At 54.0% G+C, this 20,923-nt stretch carries 18 protein-coding genes; 11 read left to right on the forward strand and 7 right to left on the reverse strand.

Translation table 11 applies throughout. The features are described from left to right. Positions 1-95: 95 nt before the first annotated feature. The 3 genes from IBT54_RS03460 (at position 96) to IBT54_RS03470 (ending at position 3,235) form a co-directional block, all read left to right on the forward strand. Positions 96-1,397, forward strand: a complete 1,302-nt coding sequence (locus IBT54_RS03460; protein ID WP_013357342.1) for a flippase — start codon at positions 96-98, stop codon at positions 1,395-1,397. Between the two features lie 134 nt (positions 1,398-1,531). After that, positions 1,532-2,542 carry a quinone-dependent dihydroorotate dehydrogenase gene (gene pyrD, locus IBT54_RS03465; protein WP_201251578.1) on the forward strand — a complete coding sequence of 337 codons (1,011 nt, stop codon included), beginning with the start codon at positions 1,532-1,534 and terminating at the stop codon, positions 2,540-2,542. 153 nt (positions 2,543-2,695) lie between these two features. Then, a complete protein-coding gene (locus tag IBT54_RS03470; protein WP_013357345.1) occupies positions 2,696-3,235 on the forward strand; it encodes a cell division protein ZapC in 540 nt (179 codons plus the stop codon). On the opposite strand, the gene IBT54_RS03475 is transcribed toward IBT54_RS03470, so the two are convergent. Then, positions 3,236-4,345: a YcbX family protein gene (locus tag IBT54_RS03475; RefSeq protein ID WP_201251579.1), complete on the reverse strand. Its 1,110-nt coding sequence runs from the start codon at positions 4,343-4,345 to the stop codon at positions 3,236-3,238. Between the two features lie 110 nt (positions 4,346-4,455). Between IBT54_RS03475 and rlmKL the strand changes: the two genes are divergently transcribed. The 6 genes from rlmKL to rmf all read left to right on the forward strand — a co-directional run bounded on the left by rlmKL (position 4,456) and on the right by rmf (position 12,419). Then, the gene (rlmKL, locus tag IBT54_RS03480) at positions 4,456-6,570 is read left to right on the forward strand and encodes a bifunctional 23S rRNA (guanine(2069)-N(7))-methyltransferase RlmK/23S rRNA (guanine(2445)-N(2))-methyltransferase RlmL (RefSeq protein WP_033782537.1); all 2,115 of its coding nucleotides are present in this window, start codon (positions 4,456-4,458) and stop codon (positions 6,568-6,570) included. A gap of 6 nt (positions 6,571-6,576) precedes the next feature. Next, complete coding sequence (locus IBT54_RS03485; protein ID WP_201251580.1) at positions 6,577-8,493, forward strand: ABC transporter ATP-binding protein; 1,917 nt, start codon at positions 6,577-6,579, stop codon at positions 8,491-8,493. Between the two features lie 14 nt (positions 8,494-8,507). Then, on the forward strand, positions 8,508-9,776 hold the full coding sequence (pqiA, locus tag IBT54_RS03490; RefSeq protein ID WP_013357349.1) for a membrane integrity-associated transporter subunit PqiA: 1,269 nt from the start codon (positions 8,508-8,510) through the stop codon (positions 9,774-9,776). Next, a complete protein-coding gene (pqiB, locus tag IBT54_RS03495) occupies positions 9,763-11,406 on the forward strand; it encodes an intermembrane transport protein PqiB (RefSeq protein ID WP_095707426.1) in 1,644 nt (547 codons plus the stop codon). The genes pqiA and pqiB overlap by 14 nt, the downstream gene beginning before the upstream one ends. Further along, positions 11,403-11,972: a membrane integrity-associated transporter subunit PqiC gene (gene pqiC, locus IBT54_RS03500; protein ID WP_013357351.1), complete on the forward strand. Its 570-nt coding sequence runs from the start codon at positions 11,403-11,405 to the stop codon at positions 11,970-11,972. Before pqiB ends, pqiC begins: the two co-directional genes overlap by 4 nt. A gap of 279 nt (positions 11,973-12,251) precedes the next feature. Further along, positions 12,252-12,419, forward strand: coding sequence for a ribosome modulation factor (gene rmf / locus IBT54_RS03505; RefSeq protein ID WP_008925875.1), 168 nt, complete (start codon positions 12,252-12,254; stop codon positions 12,417-12,419). A gap of 68 nt (positions 12,420-12,487) precedes the next feature. Here the strand turns inward: rmf and fabA are convergent, their stop codons facing one another. Continuing rightward, on the reverse strand, positions 12,488-13,006 hold the full coding sequence (gene fabA, locus IBT54_RS03510; protein WP_008925876.1) for a bifunctional 3-hydroxydecanoyl-ACP dehydratase/trans-2-decenoyl-ACP isomerase: 519 nt from the start codon (positions 13,004-13,006) through the stop codon (positions 12,488-12,490). Positions 13,007-13,074: 68 nt separating this feature from the next. Continuing rightward, the gene (locus tag IBT54_RS03515; protein WP_201251581.1) at positions 13,075-14,943 is read right to left on the reverse strand and encodes a Lon protease family protein; all 1,869 of its coding nucleotides are present in this window, start codon (positions 14,941-14,943) and stop codon (positions 13,075-13,077) included. Between the two features lie 53 nt (positions 14,944-14,996). Between IBT54_RS03515 and matP the strand changes: the two genes are divergently transcribed. Beyond that, positions 14,997-15,464 carry a macrodomain Ter protein MatP gene (gene matP / locus IBT54_RS03520; RefSeq protein WP_143813132.1) on the forward strand — a complete coding sequence of 156 codons (468 nt, stop codon included), beginning with the start codon at positions 14,997-14,999 and terminating at the stop codon, positions 15,462-15,464. A 93-nt stretch (positions 15,465-15,557) separates the two neighbouring features. Here the strand turns inward: matP and ompA are convergent, their stop codons facing one another. Further along, positions 15,558-16,628, reverse strand: coding sequence for a porin OmpA (ompA, locus tag IBT54_RS03525; RefSeq protein ID WP_013357354.1), 1,071 nt, complete (start codon positions 16,626-16,628; stop codon positions 15,558-15,560). 350 nt (positions 16,629-16,978) lie between these two features. Continuing rightward, a complete protein-coding gene (sulA, locus tag IBT54_RS03530; RefSeq protein ID WP_013357355.1) occupies positions 16,979-17,470 on the reverse strand; it encodes an SOS-induced cell division inhibitor SulA in 492 nt (163 codons plus the stop codon). Positions 17,471-17,680: 210 nt separating this feature from the next. Between sulA and IBT54_RS03535 the strand changes: the two genes are divergently transcribed. After that, the gene (locus tag IBT54_RS03535) at positions 17,681-18,310 is read left to right on the forward strand and encodes a TfoX/Sxy family DNA transformation protein (protein ID WP_147788431.1); all 630 of its coding nucleotides are present in this window, start codon (positions 17,681-17,683) and stop codon (positions 18,308-18,310) included. On the opposite strand, the gene yccS is transcribed toward IBT54_RS03535, so the two are convergent. Both yccS and IBT54_RS03545 read right to left on the reverse strand, forming a co-directional pair. After that, entirely contained in the window at positions 18,307-20,466 is a 2,160-nt protein-coding gene (gene yccS, locus IBT54_RS03540) for a YccS family putative transporter (RefSeq protein WP_201251722.1), read from the reverse strand. The genes IBT54_RS03535 and yccS overlap by 4 nt on opposite strands. Beyond that, the gene (locus tag IBT54_RS03545; protein WP_013357358.1) at positions 20,450-20,890 is read right to left on the reverse strand and encodes a YccF domain-containing protein; all 441 of its coding nucleotides are present in this window, start codon (positions 20,888-20,890) and stop codon (positions 20,450-20,452) included. The genes yccS and IBT54_RS03545 overlap by 17 nt, the downstream gene beginning before the upstream one ends. Positions 20,891-20,923: the final 33 nt, after the last annotated feature.

Consider the following 20,923-nt stretch of genomic DNA (forward strand, 5'->3'; position numbering starts at 1 on the left):
AAAGCAGCCTGATTCTGAAAAATGTGAAGCGATATTGTTTATGCCTTAGCGAAATGAGAAGGTGAGACATGCAATGTGTATAAGGTTGTTGCGTCATGGCAAAAGTACTCGATAAAAGTCTGGTTATTAATATTTTCTCGCTGCTGGCCTACCGCGGCGCATCGTTCCTGTTTCCACTGGCCACGCTGCCCTATCTTGCCCGCGTTCTGGGTGTAGAGCAGATGGGTACGCTGGCGCTGGCCATCGCCTGCGTGCTCTATTGCAGCACCATCTCTGACTGGGGATTCAACGTCTTTACCACCAAAGACATTGCTCACCATCGTGATGACAAGGAACGCGTCAGCCAGCTCTTCTGGTCAACTTTTAACGCCAAGCTGATGCTGCTGGTGGTGACCAGTGGCACGTTACTGACGGCGACCTGGTTTAATCCTGCCTGGCATCCGCTGTTCTTTATCATCCTGGCGAACTGCACCACGCTGATAGGCTCGCTGTTTTCATTCGGCTGGCTGATGCAGGGCTTTGAGAAGCTGGGTAAAACGGCGATGATCGCCACCTTCGGTAACTTCTGTGCGATTCCGCTGACCTTTTTGCTGGTGAAATCCCCGCAGGATACCTGGCTGGCGGCGCTGATCCCTGGCACTGTCTCCATCATCAGCGCAGCGATTACGCTGAAGTTTGTGCTGGAGATGAAAGTCATTGGTCGTTACCGCTTTGAACCGCGCGAGATCAAACAGCGCATCACCGACAGCATGGATGTGTTTATTGCTATCGCGGGTGCCAATCTGTTTAACAGCGTCAACGTGGTAATCCTGGCCTCCTTTACCTCTACCTATATGGTCGGGATCTACAACGGGGCGGATCGTCTGCGTAAAGCGGCTAATTCAGTACCCGAGCAGATCGGCAGTGCTTTCTTCCCGCGCGTCAGCCACCTTTTTGGTCGGGATAAACGTGCCGCCATTGCGGCGACGCGCAAAAGCCTGCTGCTGTCGTTTTCCCTGAGTCTGTCGATTGTCATCTTTACCTGGTTCTTTGCTGACCTGGTGGTCTCTATTTTACTGGGTAAAGACTTTATTCCGTCGGCGGATGTGCTGCGCGTCTTCGTGCTCTGTTTCCTGTTCGGTAACATTGCCTATCCGGCTGGATTACAGATTCTGATCCCGCACGGTCTGGCCCGCCAGCGTATGTGGGTGATGATGGCTGCTGGCGTGATAAACGTGCCGCTATGCTGTTTCCTGGCATGGAAGTTTGGCGCAATCGGTGCCGCATGGTCGATGGTGGGAGCTGAAGCGTTTGTCTGTCTCGGTATCTTTGGCATCATGCAGCGTCACGGCATCCTGCGGGAGTATCTGTTTCCTTCCGAGGTGAAAAACCAGCCCGTAAACGATTCCGCCGTTTAAGATCAAAGCATTTTCATATAGTTTTCTGCATCCCCGCCGTTCGATTTACTTTTGCGCCAGAGCACTTTACCATTCTGGCGCACATTTTCCCGTGCACCGACTTTCACGATTGCTTCCGTCCTTCAGGAGAGTGCATGTTTTATCCTATCGTCCGACCGGCGCTGTTTAAACTCGACCCCGAACGCGCACACGAACTCACCTTTCAGCAACTGCGTTTTATGAACGGCACGCCGCTGGAGCTGTTTTATCGCCAGAATCTGCCGTCGCGTCCGGTCACCTGCATGGGACTGACCTTTAAAAATGCCCTGGGCCTGGCTGCGGGTCTGGATAAGAACGCAGAGTGCGTTAATGCGTTTGCGGCGATGGGCTTTGGTTTTGTTGAAGTCGGCACCGTCACGCCGCGTGCCCAGGCAGGTAATGACAAGCCACGGATGTTTCGTCTGGTGGAAGCGGGCGGCATTATCAACCGGATGGGATTTAATAATCTCGGTGTTGACCACCTGGTTGAGAATGTAAAAAAAGCGCGTTTTAACGGCGTGCTCGGGATCAATATCGGTAAAAATAAAGATACGCCGGTTGAGCAGGGCAAAGAAGATTATCTGATTTGCATGGAAAAGGTCTATGCCCATGCCGGTTATATCGCCATCAATATTTCCTCACCCAACACGCCAGGTTTGCGTTCACTGCAATATGGTGAAGCGCTGGATGATTTGCTCTCCTCTATCAAACAGAAACAAAAAGAGCTGGAAAAGCGTCATCTGAAATATGTTCCGCTGGCCGTAAAAATTGCGCCCGATCTCTCTGAAGAGGAGTTAATTCAGGTTGCGGACAGTTTGATTCGTCATCAGATTGATGGCGTCATTGCCAGTAATACTACGCTCGATCGTTCGCTGGTAAGTGGTCTTAAGCATGCTGAAGAAGCGGGTGGATTGAGTGGACGGCCAGTGCAGTCGCGCAGTACGGCGGTGATCCAGCGCCTCTCTCAGGAGCTGCAGGGGCGTCTTCCCATTATCGGCGTTGGCGGCATCGATTCTCTGACCGCTGCGCGTGAAAAAATCGCCGCAGGTGCAACGCTGGTTCAGATTTATTCAGGCTTTATTTATCAGGGGCCAGGATTAATTAAAGATATCGTTACGCATCTCTAAGACAATTCTCACAATCATTGGCCGGGGGGTTTATTTATCCCCTCGGCTCGTTTATATTTTGTCCTGTTGCATGCTTTTTCAGCTTTTCCTTATGTTTCTTTTTTCGCTGAATTCTGCGCGATTTTTGGCGTAGCGGTAAATACAGGGCACACGATGAAAATTAAACCCGATGATAACTGGCGCTGGTATTTTGATAGCAGCCACGACCGAATGATGCTCGACCTGGCTGACGGGATGCTTTTCCGTTCCCGCTTTTCCCGCAAAATGCTCACGCCGGACGCGTTCACTGAATCGGGTTTCTGTGTCGATGATGCCGCTTTGTATTACACCTTTGAAGAGACCTGTCGTCAGTGCAAACTTAGTGGCAGCCATCGTGCTGAGCTGGTGCTGAATGCGCTGGTCGCCGCGCGCTTCCTCAAACCCCTGATGCCGAAAAGCTGGCATTTCACCTCGCATGCCCCGGCAATGCAGCCCCGTCCCGGTGAAATGGTACAGGTTACGCTGGCCGAAGAGGGGACGCTGGCACGTCTGCTGGTGGTTGAGAGTGGTAATAATGCGGCGCTTTGCCTGCTGGCGCAGCCAGGTTTAACCCTGGCCGGTAAAAATATGGTGCTCGGCGATGCCATTAAGGTGATGAACGACCGCCTGCAGCCCTGGTACCAGGATGTCGCGCACTACGCCCGCGCGGTCTGATTACTTCACTTCTATATCACCTGCCGGAATACAGCTGCAGCTTAAGAGGGTGCCGTCCTGACGCAGGGCACTCTGTTTAAGCGCTTTTACTTCACCGGCTACCAGACTCAGCTTGCAGCTACCACACAGACCTGCCCGACAGGAGTAAGGAATGCGAAAGCCCTGCATCTCCAGCTGATCCAGTAATATCTGCTGATTATCCCCGGTAAAGGTCTTGCCCTGAAAGGTGATGGTCACGGCATCCTGTGCCTGTTGCTGTGGTTTCAGCGTTTCGACCACTTCGCCGGCACCATAGCTGCGCGGCGCATGACGTTTAAGGACGATCATTTCATCACCCGCACGCACCACGCCACTGTTACGCGCCACTAAGTTCAGACCGAAATCGATATCTCCACTGCCATCCTGAGCAGTGCGGAACGTCTGTAGCGTCGCCAGCGGATGACCGGTGGGATGCTTGAGTCCGGTCTCGGTGCTGACCGTGGTTAGCACACAGCGACTGCATGGCTTGGGAGCCTCAAAAATGACGTCGCCGATCTGAATCTCTGCCCAGCTATCCTCATCCCAAGCGGCCGCGCCGCTGACGATCAGGTTCGGGCGAAACTGTTCGGCACGGACGCTGGCCGGGCAGCGCTGTTGCAGATCGTGCAGCGACGCGTTGTTGATCAGTAAAAACGGAAAGCCATCGGCAAAGCTCAGCGGAATATGATCAAACTTTTTGACCCGGCGAGTCGGTTGCGGCCCGACCCAGCGCAGCTGAACGTCGCGCGGGAAGAACTGGCTCAGCCACTGATTAATCGACTGGGGGGCAATACGCGCAGTAAAGTGGTTGCCCCAGACTTCGGTGGGATGATCCTGCTCACTAAAATCGCTGAAGCGGATCAGGGACTGGCTGCTATCCGGCGCGGCCAGCAGCAGGCCATCCGGCAGGATCGCGGGCGTAAAGCGCACCATCTCCGGGTGCTGACGTGCAGTAATAAAGGTGCCATCGGGTTCGGTCACCATAAACAGCCGATCAAATGCCAGTCCGCTGTCAGTGACCAGCGCATGTGACAACGCTAATCCCCGCATTGACTTCACAGGATGAATAAATAAGCGGGAAAGCGTGATCATGGTGTTCTCCTTGAACCCGACGCGCGACACAAAAGAAGCTAACTTTATGACATAGGTCTCCGATTCGCTATAATGCGCGACAATTTTCTCAAGAGTTAAAAAGTGACGATATGAATTCTCTGTTTGCCAGCACGGCGCGTGGGCTCGAAGAGCTGTTAAAAAGTGAGCTGGACGCGCTGGGCGCGCAGGATTTGCAAGTGGTGCAGGGAGGCGTTCACTACGAAGCCGACGATCGCGCCATGTACCAAAGCCTGATGTGGAGTCGTTTAGCATCACGCATCCTGTTGCCGCTGGGAGAGTTTGGCGTCTACAGCGATCTCGATCTCTATCTGGGTGTACAGAGCGTGGACTGGCCGTCGATGTTCGGCAGCGACAAAACGTTCGTCGTGCATTTCAGCGGCACCAACGATTCGATTCGTAACAGCCAGTTCGGCGCGCTGAAAGTCAAAGATGCCATCGTGGACAGCTTTACCCGTCAGAATCTTGAACGGCCAAATGTCGATCGTGAGCAGGCAGATATCCGTGTTAACGTCTGGCTGAATGACGATCGCGCCAGCATTGCGCTGGATCTCAGCGGCACCTCACTGCATCAGCGCGGCTATCGCCAGCAGACCGGTCAGGCTCCGTTAAAAGAGACCCTGGCGGCGGCAATTGTGCTGCGTTCTGGCTGGGAGCCGACTACGCCGCTGATCGACCCGATGTGTGGTTCGGGCACGCTGCTGATTGAAGCGGCGCTGATCGCCTGCGATCGGGCACCTGGCCTGCTGCGTAAACACTGGGGCTTTACTGCCTGGAACAAGTTTGATGCTGCGCTGTGGCAGGACGTTAAAACCGAGGCACAGAACCGTGCCCGCGCGGGTACGGCGGCGACTCAGGCGCGCTTTTTTGGTTATGACAACAATGGCCGGGTGCTGGAGTGGGCGCAGGCGAATGCCCGTCGTGCTGGCGTCTTTGAACTCTTTACGTTTGCGCAACAGGACCTGCTGCAACTGACCAATCCGCTCGATCCGGCGGTTCACGGCACAGTGCTGAGTAACCCGCCATACGGTGAACGTCTGGAGAGCGAACCGGCGCTGATTGCGCTGCACAGCCAGCTCGGACGTCTGATGAAGCAGCATTTTGGTGGCTGGAACCTGTCGCTTTTCAGCGCCTCGCCTGAACTGCTGAGCTGCCTGCAACTACGTGCCGATCGCCAGTTCAAAGCGAAGAACGGTCCGCTGGATTGCGTGCAGAAAAACTATCAGCTGGCGGTTAACAGCCATGAAAGCGCGGGACAGATTGCGGAAGATTACGCAAACCGTCTGCGTAAAAATGTGAAGAAGCTGGAGAAGTGGGCGCGTCAGGAAGGCATTGAATGCTACCGCATTTATGATGCCGATCTGCCAGACTACAACGTTGCTGTCGATCGCTATGGTGACTGGGTCATTATTCAGGAATACGCGCCACCGAAAACCATCGATCCGAATAAAGCGCGTCAGCGCCTGTTCGATGTTATCAGCGCGACACTGAGCGTACTGCAGCTGCCTGCTGACCGTCTGATTATGAAAACGCGTGAGCGCCAGAAAGGCAAAGCGCAGTATCAGAAGCTCAGCGAGAAGGGCGACTATTTCGAAGTTAAAGAATTTAATGCGCGTTTCTGGGTGAACCTGACCGACTATCTCGACACCGGCCTGTTCCTCGATCACCGCATTGCCCGTAAAATGCTCGGTCAGATGAGTCAGGGCAAAGATTTCCTGAACCTGTTTGCCTATACCGGCACCGCCAGTGTGCATGCCGGTCTGGGGGGGGCGCGTTCAACCACCACGGTAGATATGTCGCGTACCTATCTGGAGTGGGCGGAGCGCAACCTGCGTCTTAACGGACTGACCGGGCGTCAGCACCGCCTGATGCAGGCGGACTGCCTGAGCTGGCTGAATGAGAGTGATGAGAATTTTGACCTGATCTTTATCGATCCGCCAACCTTCTCCAACTCAAAACGTATGGAAGAGAGCTTCGACGTTCAGCGCGATCATATGATGCTGATGCGTAACCTGAAACGCCTTCTGCGTCGCGGCGGCACCATCATGTTCTCCAATAACAAACGTGGTTTCAAAATGGACATGGATGGTCTGAAAGCACTGGGCCTGCAGGCGCAGGATATTACCCAGAAAACGCAGTCGCAGGACTTCGCGCGTAACCGTCAGATTCACAACTGCTGGCTGATCACTCATGCCGGTAAGGAATAAGATTACATGTCATTAATCAGTATCCACGGCGCTTATCTCTCCTTCAGCGATGCGCCGCTGTTAGACAATACCGAGCTGCACATCGAAGAGAACGAACGCGTCTGTCTGGTGGGCCGTAACGGAGCGGGTAAATCCACGCTGATGAAAATCATCAATGGCGAACAGCCACTGGATGATGGCCGCATCATTTATGAAACTGACTTGGTGGTGGCGCGTCTGCAGCAGGATCCCCCGCGCAATATTACCGGTTCGGTCTACGACTTCGTGGCTGAGGGCGTTGAAGAGCAGGCTGAGCATCTGAAAGCCTATCACGCCATTTCCCATGTGGTGATGGAAGATCCCAGCGATAAAAACCTCAATGAGATGGCGCGACTGCAAAGCATTCTTGACCATCAGAACCTGTGGCAGCTGGAGAGCCGCATCCATGACGTGCTGGAGCAGATTGGTCTGCAGCCCGATACCGAGCTGTCGTCGCTCTCTGGCGGCTGGCTGCGTAAGGCGGCGCTGGGCCGTGCGCTGGTGAGCAACCCGCGTGTGCTGATGCTGGATGAGCCAACCAACCACCTCGATATCGAAACGATCGACTGGCTGGAAACCTTCCTGAAAAACTTCAGCGGCAGCATCGTCTTTATTTCGCATGACCGTTCGTTTATCCGCAACATGGCGACGCGTATTGTCGATCTTGACCGTGGCAAGCTGGTCTCCTGGCCGGGCAACTACGATCTCTATCTGGAAGGCAAAGAAGAAGCGCTGCGCGTTGAAGAGATGCAGAACGCCGAATTCGACCGCAAGCTGGCGCAGGAAGAGGTGTGGATCCGTCAGGGCATCAAAGCCCGTCGTACCCGTAACGAAGGTCGTGTGCGCGCGCTGAAAGCGCTGCGTCGCGAACACTCAGAACGTCGTGAAGTCATGGGCAAAGCCAACATGCAGGTGGGCGAAGCGTCCCGTTCCGGCAAGATTGTGTTCGAGCTGGAAAATGTTGACTACGCGGTGGGCGGCAAAACGCTGGTGAAGGATTTCTCAACCCAGGTTCAGCGAGGCGATAAAATTGCGCTGATCGGGCCGAACGGTTGCGGTAAAACGACCTTACTGCGCCTGATGCTGCAGCAGCTGAAAGCCGATCACGGCCGCGTACATTCCGGCACCAAGCTGGAAGTCGCTTACTTTGACCAGCATCGCGCTGAACTGGATCCGGATCGCACCGTGATGGACAACCTGGCTGAAGGCAAGCAGGAGGTGCTGGTCAACGGCAAACCGCGCCACGTGCTGGGCTATCTGCAGGACTTCCTGTTCCATCCAAAACGTGCGATGACGCCGGTGCGTGCGCTTTCCGGTGGGGAACGTAACCGTCTGCTGCTGGCGCGTCTGTTCCTGCGTCCCAGCAACCTGATGATTCTGGATGAACCAACCAACGACCTCGACGTCGAAACGCTGGAACTGCTGGAAGAGCTGATTGATGGTTATCAGGGCACTGTGTTACTGGTGAGCCACGATCGTCAGTTCGTCGACAATACGGTCACCGAGTGCTGGATTTTTGAAGGCAACGGCGAAATCGGTACCTTTGTGGGCGGTTATCACGATGCGCAGCAGCAGCGCGCCGCTTACCGGCAGCACAGGTCTGCTTCACCGGCTAAAGCGACAGCGAATAGCGCGAAGCCAGCCGCCGATAAGAGTGAAGCGAAGCGTAACGTGAATAAGCTCAGCTACAATCTGGCGCGTGAGCTGGAACAGCTGCCGCAAAAACTGGAGCAGCTGGAAGCGCGCATCGGTGAACTGCAGGCGAAGATGAGTCACCCGGACTTCTTCAGTCAGTCACACGATCAGACGCAACCGGTGCTGGATAATCTGGCGCAGGCTGAGCAGGAGCTGGAAACCGCTTTTGCGCGCTGGGAAGAGCTTGAGTCACTGAAAAACGGCGCGTAGGGCAGGGCTAACGGATGTGTTCAGCAGTGAAAAGTAACGCGTGGATGCTCTGTCCACAATGCGATTTAATGATTAAGCTGCCGGACATTCCCGTTGGCAGCCGTGCGTCATGCCCGCGCTGCCACACCTCTCTGACGGCTAACTGGCACGAGCCGCGTAAACGGCCGACGGGCTATGCGCTGGCGGCGCTGTTTATGCTGCTGCTGGCAAATTTGTTTCCTTTTGTCTCCATGAAAGTGGCGGGGTTGACCAGCCAGATTACGCTGTCGCAGATCCCCCAGGTCATGGTGACGGAAGATTACAGCAGCCTGGCGACACTGTTTCTGCTGTTTGTGCAGGCGGTTCCGGCCTTCTGCATGGTCACCATTATTCTGCTGGTCAATCCGGTCCCTCTGCCCGTCCGCCTCAAAACTGGTCTGGCGCGTATCCTGTTTCAGTTGCGTAACTGGGGCATGGCAGAAATTTTTATGGCAGGCGTTTTGGTCAGCTTCGTCAAGCTGATGGCCTATGGTGATATCGGACTGGAAACCAGCTTCTGGCCGTGGGTGCTGTTCTGCTTGCTGCAGCTGCGCGCCTTTCAGTGCGTTGACCGCCGGGACTTGTGGGACAGTCTTTCCCCGCGACCCGCCATCCCTCATCCACCTGAAGTGGGCATCAGTGGTTTAGAGCAGGGCCTGCGTTCCTGCCCCTGCTGTACCGCCATTCTGCCGGAAGCTGAGCACACCTGTCCGCGCTGCGGCGTCACCGCCCAGGCGCGACGTAAGCACAGCCTGCAATGGACGCTGGCGCTGCTGTTCACCTCAATACTGCTTTATATCCCGGCTAACCTGTTGCCGATCATGGTGACGGAAACCCTTGGCACGGCTTATCCCTCTAATATCATGGCGGGAGTCATTGTGCTGTGGGGCGATGGTTCCTATCCGGTGGCGCTGGTGATCTTTATCGCCAGTATCATGGTGCCGACGCTGAAGATGCTGGCAATCGGCTGGCTCTGCTGGGATGCCAGCGGACGCGGGCGGCGTGACAGTCATAAGATGCATAAAATTTATGAAGTGGTCGAATTTGTTGGCCGCTGGTCAATGATCGACGTGTTTGTGATTGCCGTGCTCTCTGCGCTGGTGCGTATGGGGCAATTAATGAATGTTTATCCCGCGTGGGGGGCAGTATTGTTTGCGATGGTGGTGATTATTACCATGATCGCTGCCATGACCTTTGACCCGCGATTAACCTGGGATCGTGTACGCGAAAACAATATGAAGGAGTCGCGCCTTGACGGAAACTAACCACGGCCATGCAAAGGTGGAACAGATTAAGCGCTGGTCGCCGGTCTGGATTGTCCCCATCGTTACGCTGTTAATTGGCGGATGGATCCTCTTTTATCACTTCAGCCATCAGGGGCCGGAAGTCACTTTAATTACCGAAAATGCCGAAGGCATTGTTGCCGGTAAAACCACGATTAAAAGTCGCAGCGTCGATGTTGGCGTGGTGGAGAGCGCGGTGTTAAGCGACGATCTTCACCATGTGGAAATCAAAGCGCGTCTGAATGCGGGCATGGAAAAACTGCTGCACAGCGACAGCGTTTTCTGGGTAGTGAAACCGCAGGTGGGACGTGAAGGGATCAGCGGACTCGGCACGCTGCTGTCAGGTGCGTATATCGAACTGCAGCCTGGCACCAAAAAGCAGCCACCCGAGCAATTTAAGCTGCTGGATGCGCCGCCGTTAGCGCCACCGGATGCCAAAGGTATTCGTATCGTACTGGACAGCAAAAAGGCAGGCCAGCTTAATCCGGGTGATCCGGTGCTGTTCCGTGGCTACCGTGTCGGTACGGTTGAGACCAGCGTATTTGATACTGACAAACGTATGATGACCTATCAGCTGTTTGTCGCTGCACCCTACGATCGCCTGATTACCACCAACGTACGTTTCTGGAAGGACAGCGGCATCGCCGTGGATATGTCCGCCTCAGGGATGCGGGTGGAAATGGGATCGCTTACCACGCTATTCAGCGGCGGTGTCAGTTTTGACGTGCCGGATGGCTGGGAGCTGGGCGAGCCCGCGCAGAACAAGTCTGACTACCATCTGTTTGACGATCAGCGCAGCATTCAGGACTCGCTCTACACCAACCATATCGACTACGTGATGTTCTTCTCTGACTCGATTCGCGGTCTGCAAGCAGGTGCGCCGGTTGAGTTCCGTGGCATTCGTCTGGGTACCGTCTCGGAAGCGCCACTGATGAAAGCGGGCCTGGATCAGGCGCTGAATAATGATTACCGCGTGCCGGTGCTAATCCGCATTGAGCCGGATCGCTTTATCAGCCGACTGGGTGAGAACTTCGATCTGGAGCAGCATCTGCAGGATGGTAAAAAACGTGGTCTGCGCGCCACGCTGAAAACCGGCAACCTGTTGTCGGGCGCGCTCTATGTCGACCTCGACTTCTATGACAATGCGCCAGCCTACAAAGGCCCGCAGAAAGTTTCTGGCTATGAAGTGATCCCAACGGTCAGCGGCGGCCTGAGCCAGATTCAGCAGAAGCTGATGGCGGCGCTGGATAAGATTAACAGCCTGCCGCTGAACGGTATGGTCAATGAAGCGACGGGTACGCTGAAAGAGAGCCAGAAAACGATGCGTGATCTGCAGCGCACAATCGACAACATCAACAAAGTCACCGCCAGCCCGGCCATGAAAACGCTGCCGGAAGATCTGCAGCAGACCTTGCGCGAGCTGAACCGCAGCATGAAGGGCCTGCAGCCAGGTTCGCCTGCCTACAGCAAGCTGGTCGGCGATATGCAGCGTCTGGATCAAGTGTTGCGTGAACTCCAGCCAGTGTTGAGAACGCTAAACACCAAGAGCAATGCGCTGGTATTTGAGGCGAAACCGGGACAGGATCCCCAGCCGAAGAGGGCGAAACAGTGAAAAAAGGATTGATACTTTGTGCCGCGCTGGTGTTGAGTGCGTGCAGCAGCAGCGTTGACAATACCTGGTATCAGCTGCCCTCCGGGGCGGCGTCCATGCAGGTCACCAGCAGTCAGCTGAATGAAGCGCAGCCGATGTTATGGGTGCAGCAGGTGACGGTGCCGGACTATCTGGCAGGTAATGGACTGGTTTACCAGACCAGCGATGTCAAATATGTTATCGCCGCGAATAATCTTTGGGCCAGCCCGCTTGATCAGCAGTTACAGCAAACGCTGATTACTAATCTGAGCAAGGCGCTGCCTGGCCGATTAGTGGCGGGATCACCATTAGGCGCACAGCACGACACGCTGAATGTAACCATTACAGGCTTCCAGGGACGCTACGATGGCAAAGCGATTGTCAGTGGTGAATGGACGCTGGAACATCAGGGTCGTCTGACCAAACAGGCGTTTAACCTCGTGCTGCCGCAGACTGAAGATGGCTACGATGCAATGGTCAGAACGCTGGCGGCGGGCTGGCAGCAGACCGCACAGAAGATTGCTAATAGTGTGGTTGCGTTAAATTAAGATTGATGTGAATAAATAAGCTAAGCCCCTGAACGATTGTCGTGCTTTATCGACATTGTTCAGGGGCTTTTTTATTATCTTATTCAGAAAGATAGTGCTGGCGTATGCATCACAAAACGTCCTTAATTTTACCGATTAAGGTCACATTTATGACACTGGCATGAAGATTGGGCATTGATCTTTGGGTGCGCAGGAGGTAGAACATAAGGGTGGTTGAACATTAATTCACCACTTTTCTTTCCACCAGATTCCACAGACCTTACATGAGGGACACGGAGTATGAAGAGACAGAAACGAGACCGCCTCGAACGCGCCCATTCACGTGGTTATCAGGCAGGCATTACTGGACGCTCAAAAGAGATGTGTCCGTATCAGTTGATTGACGCTAAGTCTCACTGGTTGGGAGGTTGGCGACAAGCCATGGAGGACAGGTCGGTAGCTGCATAACCGGATGTCACTGAAAAGGGAATATAACCTCCGCCATGCGCGGAGGTTTTTGTTTCCGGGGGAAACGCTTAGAAAGCGGCGGTATCTTTAAACAGGCCGACTTTCAGATCGCTGGCGGTATAGATCAGATTACCATCAACCAGCACTTCACCATCTGCCACGCCCATCACCAGTTTGCGATTAATGACGCGTTTGAAATGAATGCGGTAAGTGACTTTCTTCGCTTCTGGCAGGACCTGTCCGGTGAATTTCACTTCACCCACGCCCAGCGCACGACCTTTACCTTCGCCGCCCAGCCAGCCCAGATAGAAACCGACCAGCTGCCACATGGCATCCAGGCCCAGACAACCCGGCATCACCGGATCGCCAATAAAGTGACAGCCGAAGAACCAGAGATCAGGATTGATATCCAGCTCCGCTTCAACAAAGCCTTTATCATATTTGCCGCCGTCTTCGGTCATTTTGACCACGCGGTCCATCATCAGCATGTTGCCAGATGGAAGCGGCGGACCATTTTCGCCAAACAGTTCACCACGACCTGACAGAATCAGATCTTCTTTGGTATAGGATTCGCGTTTATCTACCATGTTTTCAATAAGCCTTGTTTTAGTGAATCACGAATATTAGCGAACAGTTGTACGCTGAGCAAATCGGATTAACGGTGGTTGAACCAGTTAAGCCAGCGGAGCGCCCAGGGACGTTGCGGCACGTCCGGCTGGTTAAACAGGCTAATGCGTTCCTGGATGGTATTCAGCAGGCAGTCGCCCTGACCATCTTCAGTACTCCAGATTTTACCAGTCAGGAGCGGCAGCGCTTCATCAGCACGGTCGATCGCCCAGATATGGAAGCGACCCTGTTCAACCGCTGTCACAACGGCCTGGTTAAGACTGAGATGACGCACGTTGCAGGAAGGAATAATCACACCCTGCTGACCCGTCAACTCACGCTGATGACAGATATCAAAGAAGCCTTCGATCTTCTCATTCAGTCCGCCAACCGGTTGTACGTTGCCAAATTGATCGACTGAGCCAGTCACGGCGATTTGCTGATTGATCGGCTGATTCGCCAGTGCGCTGATTAAGGCACAGAGTTCAGCCAGCGAAGCGCTATCACCGTCGACCTCGGAATAAGATTGCTCAAAGACCATCGAAGCTGAGAAGGGCAGTTGCTGATCGAGCTCCAGCTCGGCGATCAGAAATGCCTGCATGATCATCATGCCTTTAGCATGAATGTTGCCGCCCAGCTCCGCTTTGCGCTCAATATCCATGAACTCGCCATCGCCGGGATGAACCACGCAGGTAATACGAGAGGGATCGCCCCAGGCGCGGGGGTGGCCAGGATATTCCACTACCGACAGGCCGTTAATCTGACCGACCACTTCGCCTTCGGTTTCAATCAGAATCTGTCGCAGCAGGATCTCATCACGCATCCGTTCATTTAGATAATTCTCGCGCCACAAGCGCGCTTCAAGCGCATCACGCAGCGCTTCGGCATCAAGTGCATCGCCCATCAGGGCCGACTCGCGCATCTGACGCTGCAGCCAGCGCGGGCAGAGTGGCAGCGTATCCTGATCGCCGCTGTAACGGACGCCTTCTTTAATCAGCTCTGGCCAGAAGTCCGCTTCCGGCAGGGACAGGCCCGCCTGTTGCGCCAGTTCAGCACTCCAGCGACACCAGGCCAGCATGTCATCTTCATCCAGAACCTGAATGTTCTCTTCAAATTCAGTATAGATGGCCATTTCATGCGCTTCAGGGTCGAGTTCCTGAAAATCCGCCAGCGCTTCCCGGTCGCCACACAGGACCAGGTTAAGATTGAGTGGCAACGGAGGAATCGAGACAGGCAGCGGCCGGCGTTCATCCTGAGATGTCCACTCAACATAGCCTTGCTCAATACACTTTTTCAGGCGCAGCCAGAGAATCGGCTGCGTCAGCAGGCTACGCAGTGACAGTACCAGCGTGCCGCCATTGGCGCGATGGATAAGCCCTGGCTCGAGCTGGATGCGATCTTTATACTGGCGCACGCAGCCAAATAACTGCTCCATCTCAATCCACTCAGCAAAGTGAATACCACCCTGACTGGTGAATGGGCGTTGCGGATCGGAAGGAGGCTGAAGCGTGACGTTGTCAGCCATGATATGGTAATCACCGCCAGACAGAGTGGTACTGTCAGTCATGACCCGCTGCGCGGCCTGAACGATAAAGGTCAGATAATCGCGATTCTCCTGGCTTCGAACCAGCAGTAACGGGAATCCTTGCGTCTGGTGATGTAAATGCGCCAGCGCATTCAGCAACCGGGGCTGTACCGTTGCCAGAGCATCAGTTTCTTCATCAGCAATTCGGGAGAAAACGGATTGGTATTGTGCGCTATCCGGCTGTAAGGTCTGCCACGTAAGTTGAGTGCTGGTCAAAATAATCGCATTTGTCTGTTTTAAGAAAAGCGAGATTATACAGGATTCACCCTTGTTAAGCACTGCAGACTTCCTGCTGAAGATGTGATGATGGCAGCATGTTTTTCGTTGCTGCATCCGGGAAAAAAGCTGTTATTCTTAGCCCGTTACGTGATCACGATGAGATTCTGATGAAATACCAGCAACTCGAAAATCTTGAATGTGGATGGAAGTGGAAATACCTGGTGAAAAAACATCGGGAAGGTGAACTGATCACGCGTCACCTTGAGTTAAGCGCGGCGCAGGCGGCAGTGGATAAACTGCTGGCGATGGAAAACAATCCGGTGACGGTGAATGAATGGATTGCTGAACATATTCATTCCGATCTTGATAACCGACTGAAGCAGACCATCCGTGCCCGGCGGAAACGCCATTTCAATGCTGAACATCAGCACACCCGTAAAAAATCGATAGACCTGGAGTATCTGGTCTGGCAGCGGCTGGCAGGCCTGGCTCAGCGGCGCGGCTGCACGCTTTCAGAAACGATTGTTCAGCTGATAGAAGATGCGGAACGCAAAGAGAAATATGCTACTCAGATGTCGAGTCTGAAGCAGGATTTGCAGGCAATTCTGGGTAAATCGGGTTCAGAGAGCGAGTAAGCGAGCAGGGGATTTCAGAGTGTGTGCGCTGACGGAACGATTACTGGCATAAAAAAAACCCCGCCTTAGCGGGGTTTTTTATGACGTGTGAACTTAAGCCTGTGGCTGAGTTACAACGTCTTTGATGCCTTTAACATCGATTTCTACACGACGGTCCGGAGACAGGCAATCGATCAGGGCATTACGGCCTTTCACGCTGTCACAGGTGTTGCCGGTAACTGGGTTAGATTTACCCATGCCACGTGCAGAGATCTTGTTAGAAGGGATACCTTTAGATACCAGGTAATCTACGACTGACTGAGCACGTTTCTCAGACAGTTTCTGGTTGTACTGCTCTGAACCGATGCGATCGGTGAAGCCCAGTACGACAACGGAACCATCTTTAGGATCCATTGAGCTCAGCTGGCTGTACAGCTGATCCAGAGCCTGCTGGCCTTCTGGCTTCAGGGTAGATTTGTTGAAGGTGAACAGAACGTCAGACTTCAGAGTGAAACGCTTGGTTTCAACAACTGGAGCTGGTGCTGGAGCCGGAGCTGGAGCCGGAGCAGCGACGTCATCCTGACCGAAGCGGTATGAAACGCCTACGCTCAGCATGCCATTGTCTGGACGGGTACCAACGGTCTGTGCATCACCGATGTTGTTAACCCACTGGTAATCCAGACGGGTAGCCCAGTTTTTGGTCAGTGCATATTCAACACCAACTGCAGCCAGCGGAGATACGCCGGTGTCGTGGTCGCTGATGCGGCCAGTCGTTGGGTTAGTCTGCGTTGCATCTGCACGCCATACCATGCCGCCCAGACGAGTATACACGTCCAGATCGTCATAGATTGGGTAGCTCAGTTTAGCAGCCAGCTGAACGCCTTGTGCTTTAAATGCGCCGTTAGTCACAGTACCTTTGTTAGGCATGCGGCCCAGCCAGTCATAGCCCAGCTCGAAGCCCAAGTATGGGTTTGCCTGATAACCAACGAACGCACCTGCACCCAGCTGGCTTTCATGAGTTGGACCGTTGTTGTTCTCGTAACCGTTACCGTAGTAACCAGTGTCGTGATACTGAGACCAGCCCAGTTTAGCACCGGTGTACCAGGTGTCATCTTTCGGAGCGGCCTGCGCTACGGTAGCGAAGCCAGCCAGTGCCACTGCAATTGCGATAGCTGTCTTTTTCATTTTGCGCCTCGTTATCATCCAAATAGGCAATGAGCAAAAAGGTTGCTCTTGGTTTAAATCCTTCGCCGGGTCAAAACGCTCGCTTATGACTCTACCGCAAAAAACGGAGGTTATTGAGCACCCTGGCGAGATAAAGTCTACAACGAGATTGGAAACTTACAAGTATGATGTGAGGCGCTTCTGTAAAAAAACAGCGATTTATACACAATTTCTAACAATTAGCCTGGTAGTATTGTCGCAGCAAAAAGCCTTAAAAACCTGCTAAACCATTGTCACAGCTCGAACTAACAGAATCAGTGGTTTAGCGACGACAGATAAGAAAAATAGCTTGGGAAACTTCTGATTTTTACTTAATGAAACAAATCCGACTGAATTTTTATCGCACTTTGCGGTCTGAGAGGCGCTTCCGATGTCCCGCTTGCCCGCAAAATCAAACCCAGCGCCTCACCCTCTGCCGCCGCATTTTCAAGTTGACGGCGCTCATCTTCGTCAAGGTCATAAGGAATCCATGCCAGAACGACACTGTAATTTCCTGTGCGTAGTGCCTTGACCATCGCCTCCACCGCATTCAGACGTTCAGAATCGGCGATATGCATACTTTTATCCAGCGGTAATCCCGACTCCTGCATCCAGGTGCGATTCAGTTTATGTGCCGGTGTTAGCCACAACTGCCAGCGTGATTGCTGACTCAGCTGCTGTAATAATGGCAACAACAGCATCTGCATCATACCGGGCTGCTCACTGCAGCGTAACTCAGTAATTCCACCGCCCTGAGAGGCCGGAACGGAAGAGGACGCGTAATGATGAGCATAGCGTGCATTATCAGGATGTTGGGTTCGCATAAGTTAATCACCAGCAGTTTACTGTATGAATATACAGTACTGTCATCCTGGATAAAGATCAACCCAAATTTCTGAAAACGCCTCGCAAAAACGCGACAAGATTAGTTGAAGCACTATTTATTCATTGAACCAGCTGACACTTTTTTCTATCTTCTAATTGCCTGATACCCAAGGCAATTTAAGAAATATTTCTGACATGGAGGTGGTGCAATGAAAAAGGTGAACCCAGTCGTAGAGCGCTCCAGAACGCGTCTGGCCCCGTTAGGGCCGATAGAGTCCCGCACCCAGTTTGGGGGGTACGCTCTGGCTGTCGAAAGTGTGGTTTTTGCCTTAATTAATAAAGACGAACTCTATCTGCGGGCCAGTGAACCCCTGCGCGAGTACATTGCCGATCGCCCGCTGCAACCCTTAATTTTTCGCAAGCGGGGAAAACTGGTCAGCCTCAATTACTTTCGGGTTGATGAGACATTATGGCGCGATTCTGACCATCTGCTGGCGCTCTCTGCCGCCTCTTTAGAGACGGCGCAGCTGGAGCTGCAGGACAGGCAAGCCTCTCCAAGGCTGAAAGATTTGCCTAATCTCAGCGTGCGCTTGGAAATGATGCTCTTTGAAGCGGGCGTGATGAGCGTCAATCATCTCTATCAGATAGGGGCCAAACAGTGCTGGCTGAAGCTAAAAGCGATCAACCAGCACGTGGGGTTTCAGACATTACTGGCACTGCAGGGGGCTATTATGGGCCACCATGCGGCTGCGCTGCCGCAGGCAACCCGGGCGGAGCTGAATGCATGGTTCCAGCGCACGCTTTTATCAAACCCGGACCTCAGAAGCAGTGACAGCTAGTCACTAATAAGCGTGCGGCGCAGGCGAGCCACATCGGGCATTAATGCCACCAGCAGACCGAGTTGCTGGAGCACCAGCGGCGCACGCGTATCTGCATCTGCAGCCAGCTGGCTGATTCGCTGAGCCAGTTGCTGGCGCATCGCTTCAACATGTTCATCGCTGACCACGTCCGTCTGGAGCACATCTTCGACATAGCAAACCGTATCATCCAGTAAGGTGAGCAGGTCCGGCGCAGTAATTTTATCGCGGTGAGCGCCCAGCGCGGAAATGTAGCTCAGAAATGAGTGATTGGAGCAGAGCAACTGAAAAGCTGACTCACGCAGCTTCTGGCTGGTGCGACTTTCACTGCTCATGTTTGAGACGACAGAGGCGAGTTCAGCATCCGCATTATGCGCATCACGGCGGGCGATACGATAGGCAAGCCGGTTATCTTTACCTTGGTGATATTGCTCCATGATTGCATCCAGATAGCGACAGTTCGCTTTCAGAGTTCGCTCTGCCACCGCTGGCAGTTGACGAAAGCGCCAGTCAGGCCAGATAAAGGCGACAGCCAGCCAGGCCAGACCACAACCGAGTAAGGTATCCACGACGCGGGGCAGGGCGACTTCAAACCCTTCACCCAACAGGTTAAAGCAAAGCAGCACCAGCAGAGTGATAAACAGCGTAGCCTGTGCATACTGCACCTGTCTGAAAGCGAAGAACAGCACGCCGCTAATCACAATCAGGATTAACTGCCCTTTAATGGAAGGTACCAGCCATAAAACGGGTAAACCAATCGCAATCCCCGCCAGCGTTCCTCCGATGCGCAAAGCAAGACGTCGCTGCGTTGCGTTATAGTTGGGCTGGCAGACAAACAGGCTGGTCAGCAAAATCCAGTATCCCCGCTCCAGTCCGGTTATCTGAATGAAGCCGTATCCAATACAGAGCACCACTGACATGCGAACCGCATGCCGGAACAGCGCCGACGCGGGAGAGAGATGACGGCTGAAGCGCAGCCGGATATCACTCCAGCCACTTAACCCTTCGCGCGACAGCAAATTGTCACTGTGCTGTGGATCTTCCCCGGCCAGCGTCTGCTCTGATTCAATGGAAGCAAGCTGTGCGTCAATGGCACGCAGGTTACGCAACAGCCAGAACAGCGCGCGGGTATGCGGGGCCTCAGGCTCATGCTGTTCAAGCCGTTCAATCGCTTTCTGCAAACGTTCAAACGCGCGCTCAAAGCGGCTGTCATGTACCCATCTTTCACGCATCAGGATGCAATGAGCCAGCTGGCGACAGGCCTGTGCCTGCATATTCAGCAGGCGCTGAAAGCGAAACAGAATTTCGTTATAGCGCCAGTCGCCGCGCAGCAGGTGATATTGCAGATGAGAAGAGCTGGCGCGTTCATGAATATCCTGCGCTACAAAGTAGTAGTGCAGACTGCGACGGGTGCCGCGCGACCCGCGATCGCCGCGCAGGCGACTCTGCAATGTCGTTTTGGTCAGGTTGAGCTGCGCCACCAACTGGCTGTTCACCATCGCTGCATCGATAAACGCCGCATCATCCTGCTCGCCCGCATCGGGATCGAACAGATTCGCCTTGGCATCAAGGTAGCGCGCCAGTTGTGAAAAGCTTCCTGCCAGCTGTTCCTGGACCGGCCGGACCGGGAACATCAGATGACCCAGCAGGGTCAGCAGGTTGTACCACAGCGCACCGACCAGCAGCAGCATCGGCTGCATGTACCACTGGCTGAACAGTCCGATGCCGAGCATGGTATAGACCGCAATCAGCAGCGCACCAAAAGCGATAGTGGCGTAGCGCTGCCCCAGGGCACCCAACAGAATAAAGCCCCAGGTCGAAATCGCCAGCCCGATAATAAAAGCGAACGGCCAGGGAAACAGCAGCTCTACGGAAACCGAGGCGAAGCAGAAACAGAGCAGGGTAATCAGCAGATTCTTCAGACGACCGGCCAGACGATCATCAAGATCGGCCAGCGCAGCCGCGACCACCCCCAGCGTCAGGGGGATCGTCCACTCAATCTGATGCAGCCACCAGGGGATGGCAGCGCAGCCACTCAGCGCAAACAGGATCCGCAGCAGATAGCGCCAGGTACTGTTAAACAGATATTTCCGCCAGCCTGGCACGGCATCTGACATCGTATTAATAGCGACGGGCATTGGCTTCGCGCGCAGCACGCGCCTCTTCCACTGACACCACCCGGCGGCCAACCGGCCAGAGCGCGATGGCGGCGATCTTAAAGTTCGCAATCCCCACCGGAATACCAATTATGCTGATGCACTGCACAATCCCGACGGAGATATGCGAAAGGCAGAGCCACCAGCCGAAGAAAATCAGCCAGAAGATATTCAGGAAGGTCCCGCCGGTATTCATTATGTGGCTCTTACTTTCAGGGCGCAGCACATCAACATGTACCGCCTCGTTGCCAAATGGCAGCAGTGAAAGTTTGGTAATTTCCCAGCAGGAGCGGGTCAGCGGCAGGGTAAAAACCAGCACGATGCTGATTAGGGTGGCAAACAGCCAGCTCAGGGTGGTGAAAAAGCCGCCCAGGACAAAATTAAGAATATTTAAAACGGTGCGCATGATCTTCTTTTCCTTTTGCATTCCGCAAGATGT

Origin of the sequence: Pantoea sp. S62, assembly GCF_016658625.1 — a bacterium.
Lineage (GTDB): Bacteria > Pseudomonadota > Gammaproteobacteria > Enterobacterales > Enterobacteriaceae > Pantoea > Pantoea vagans.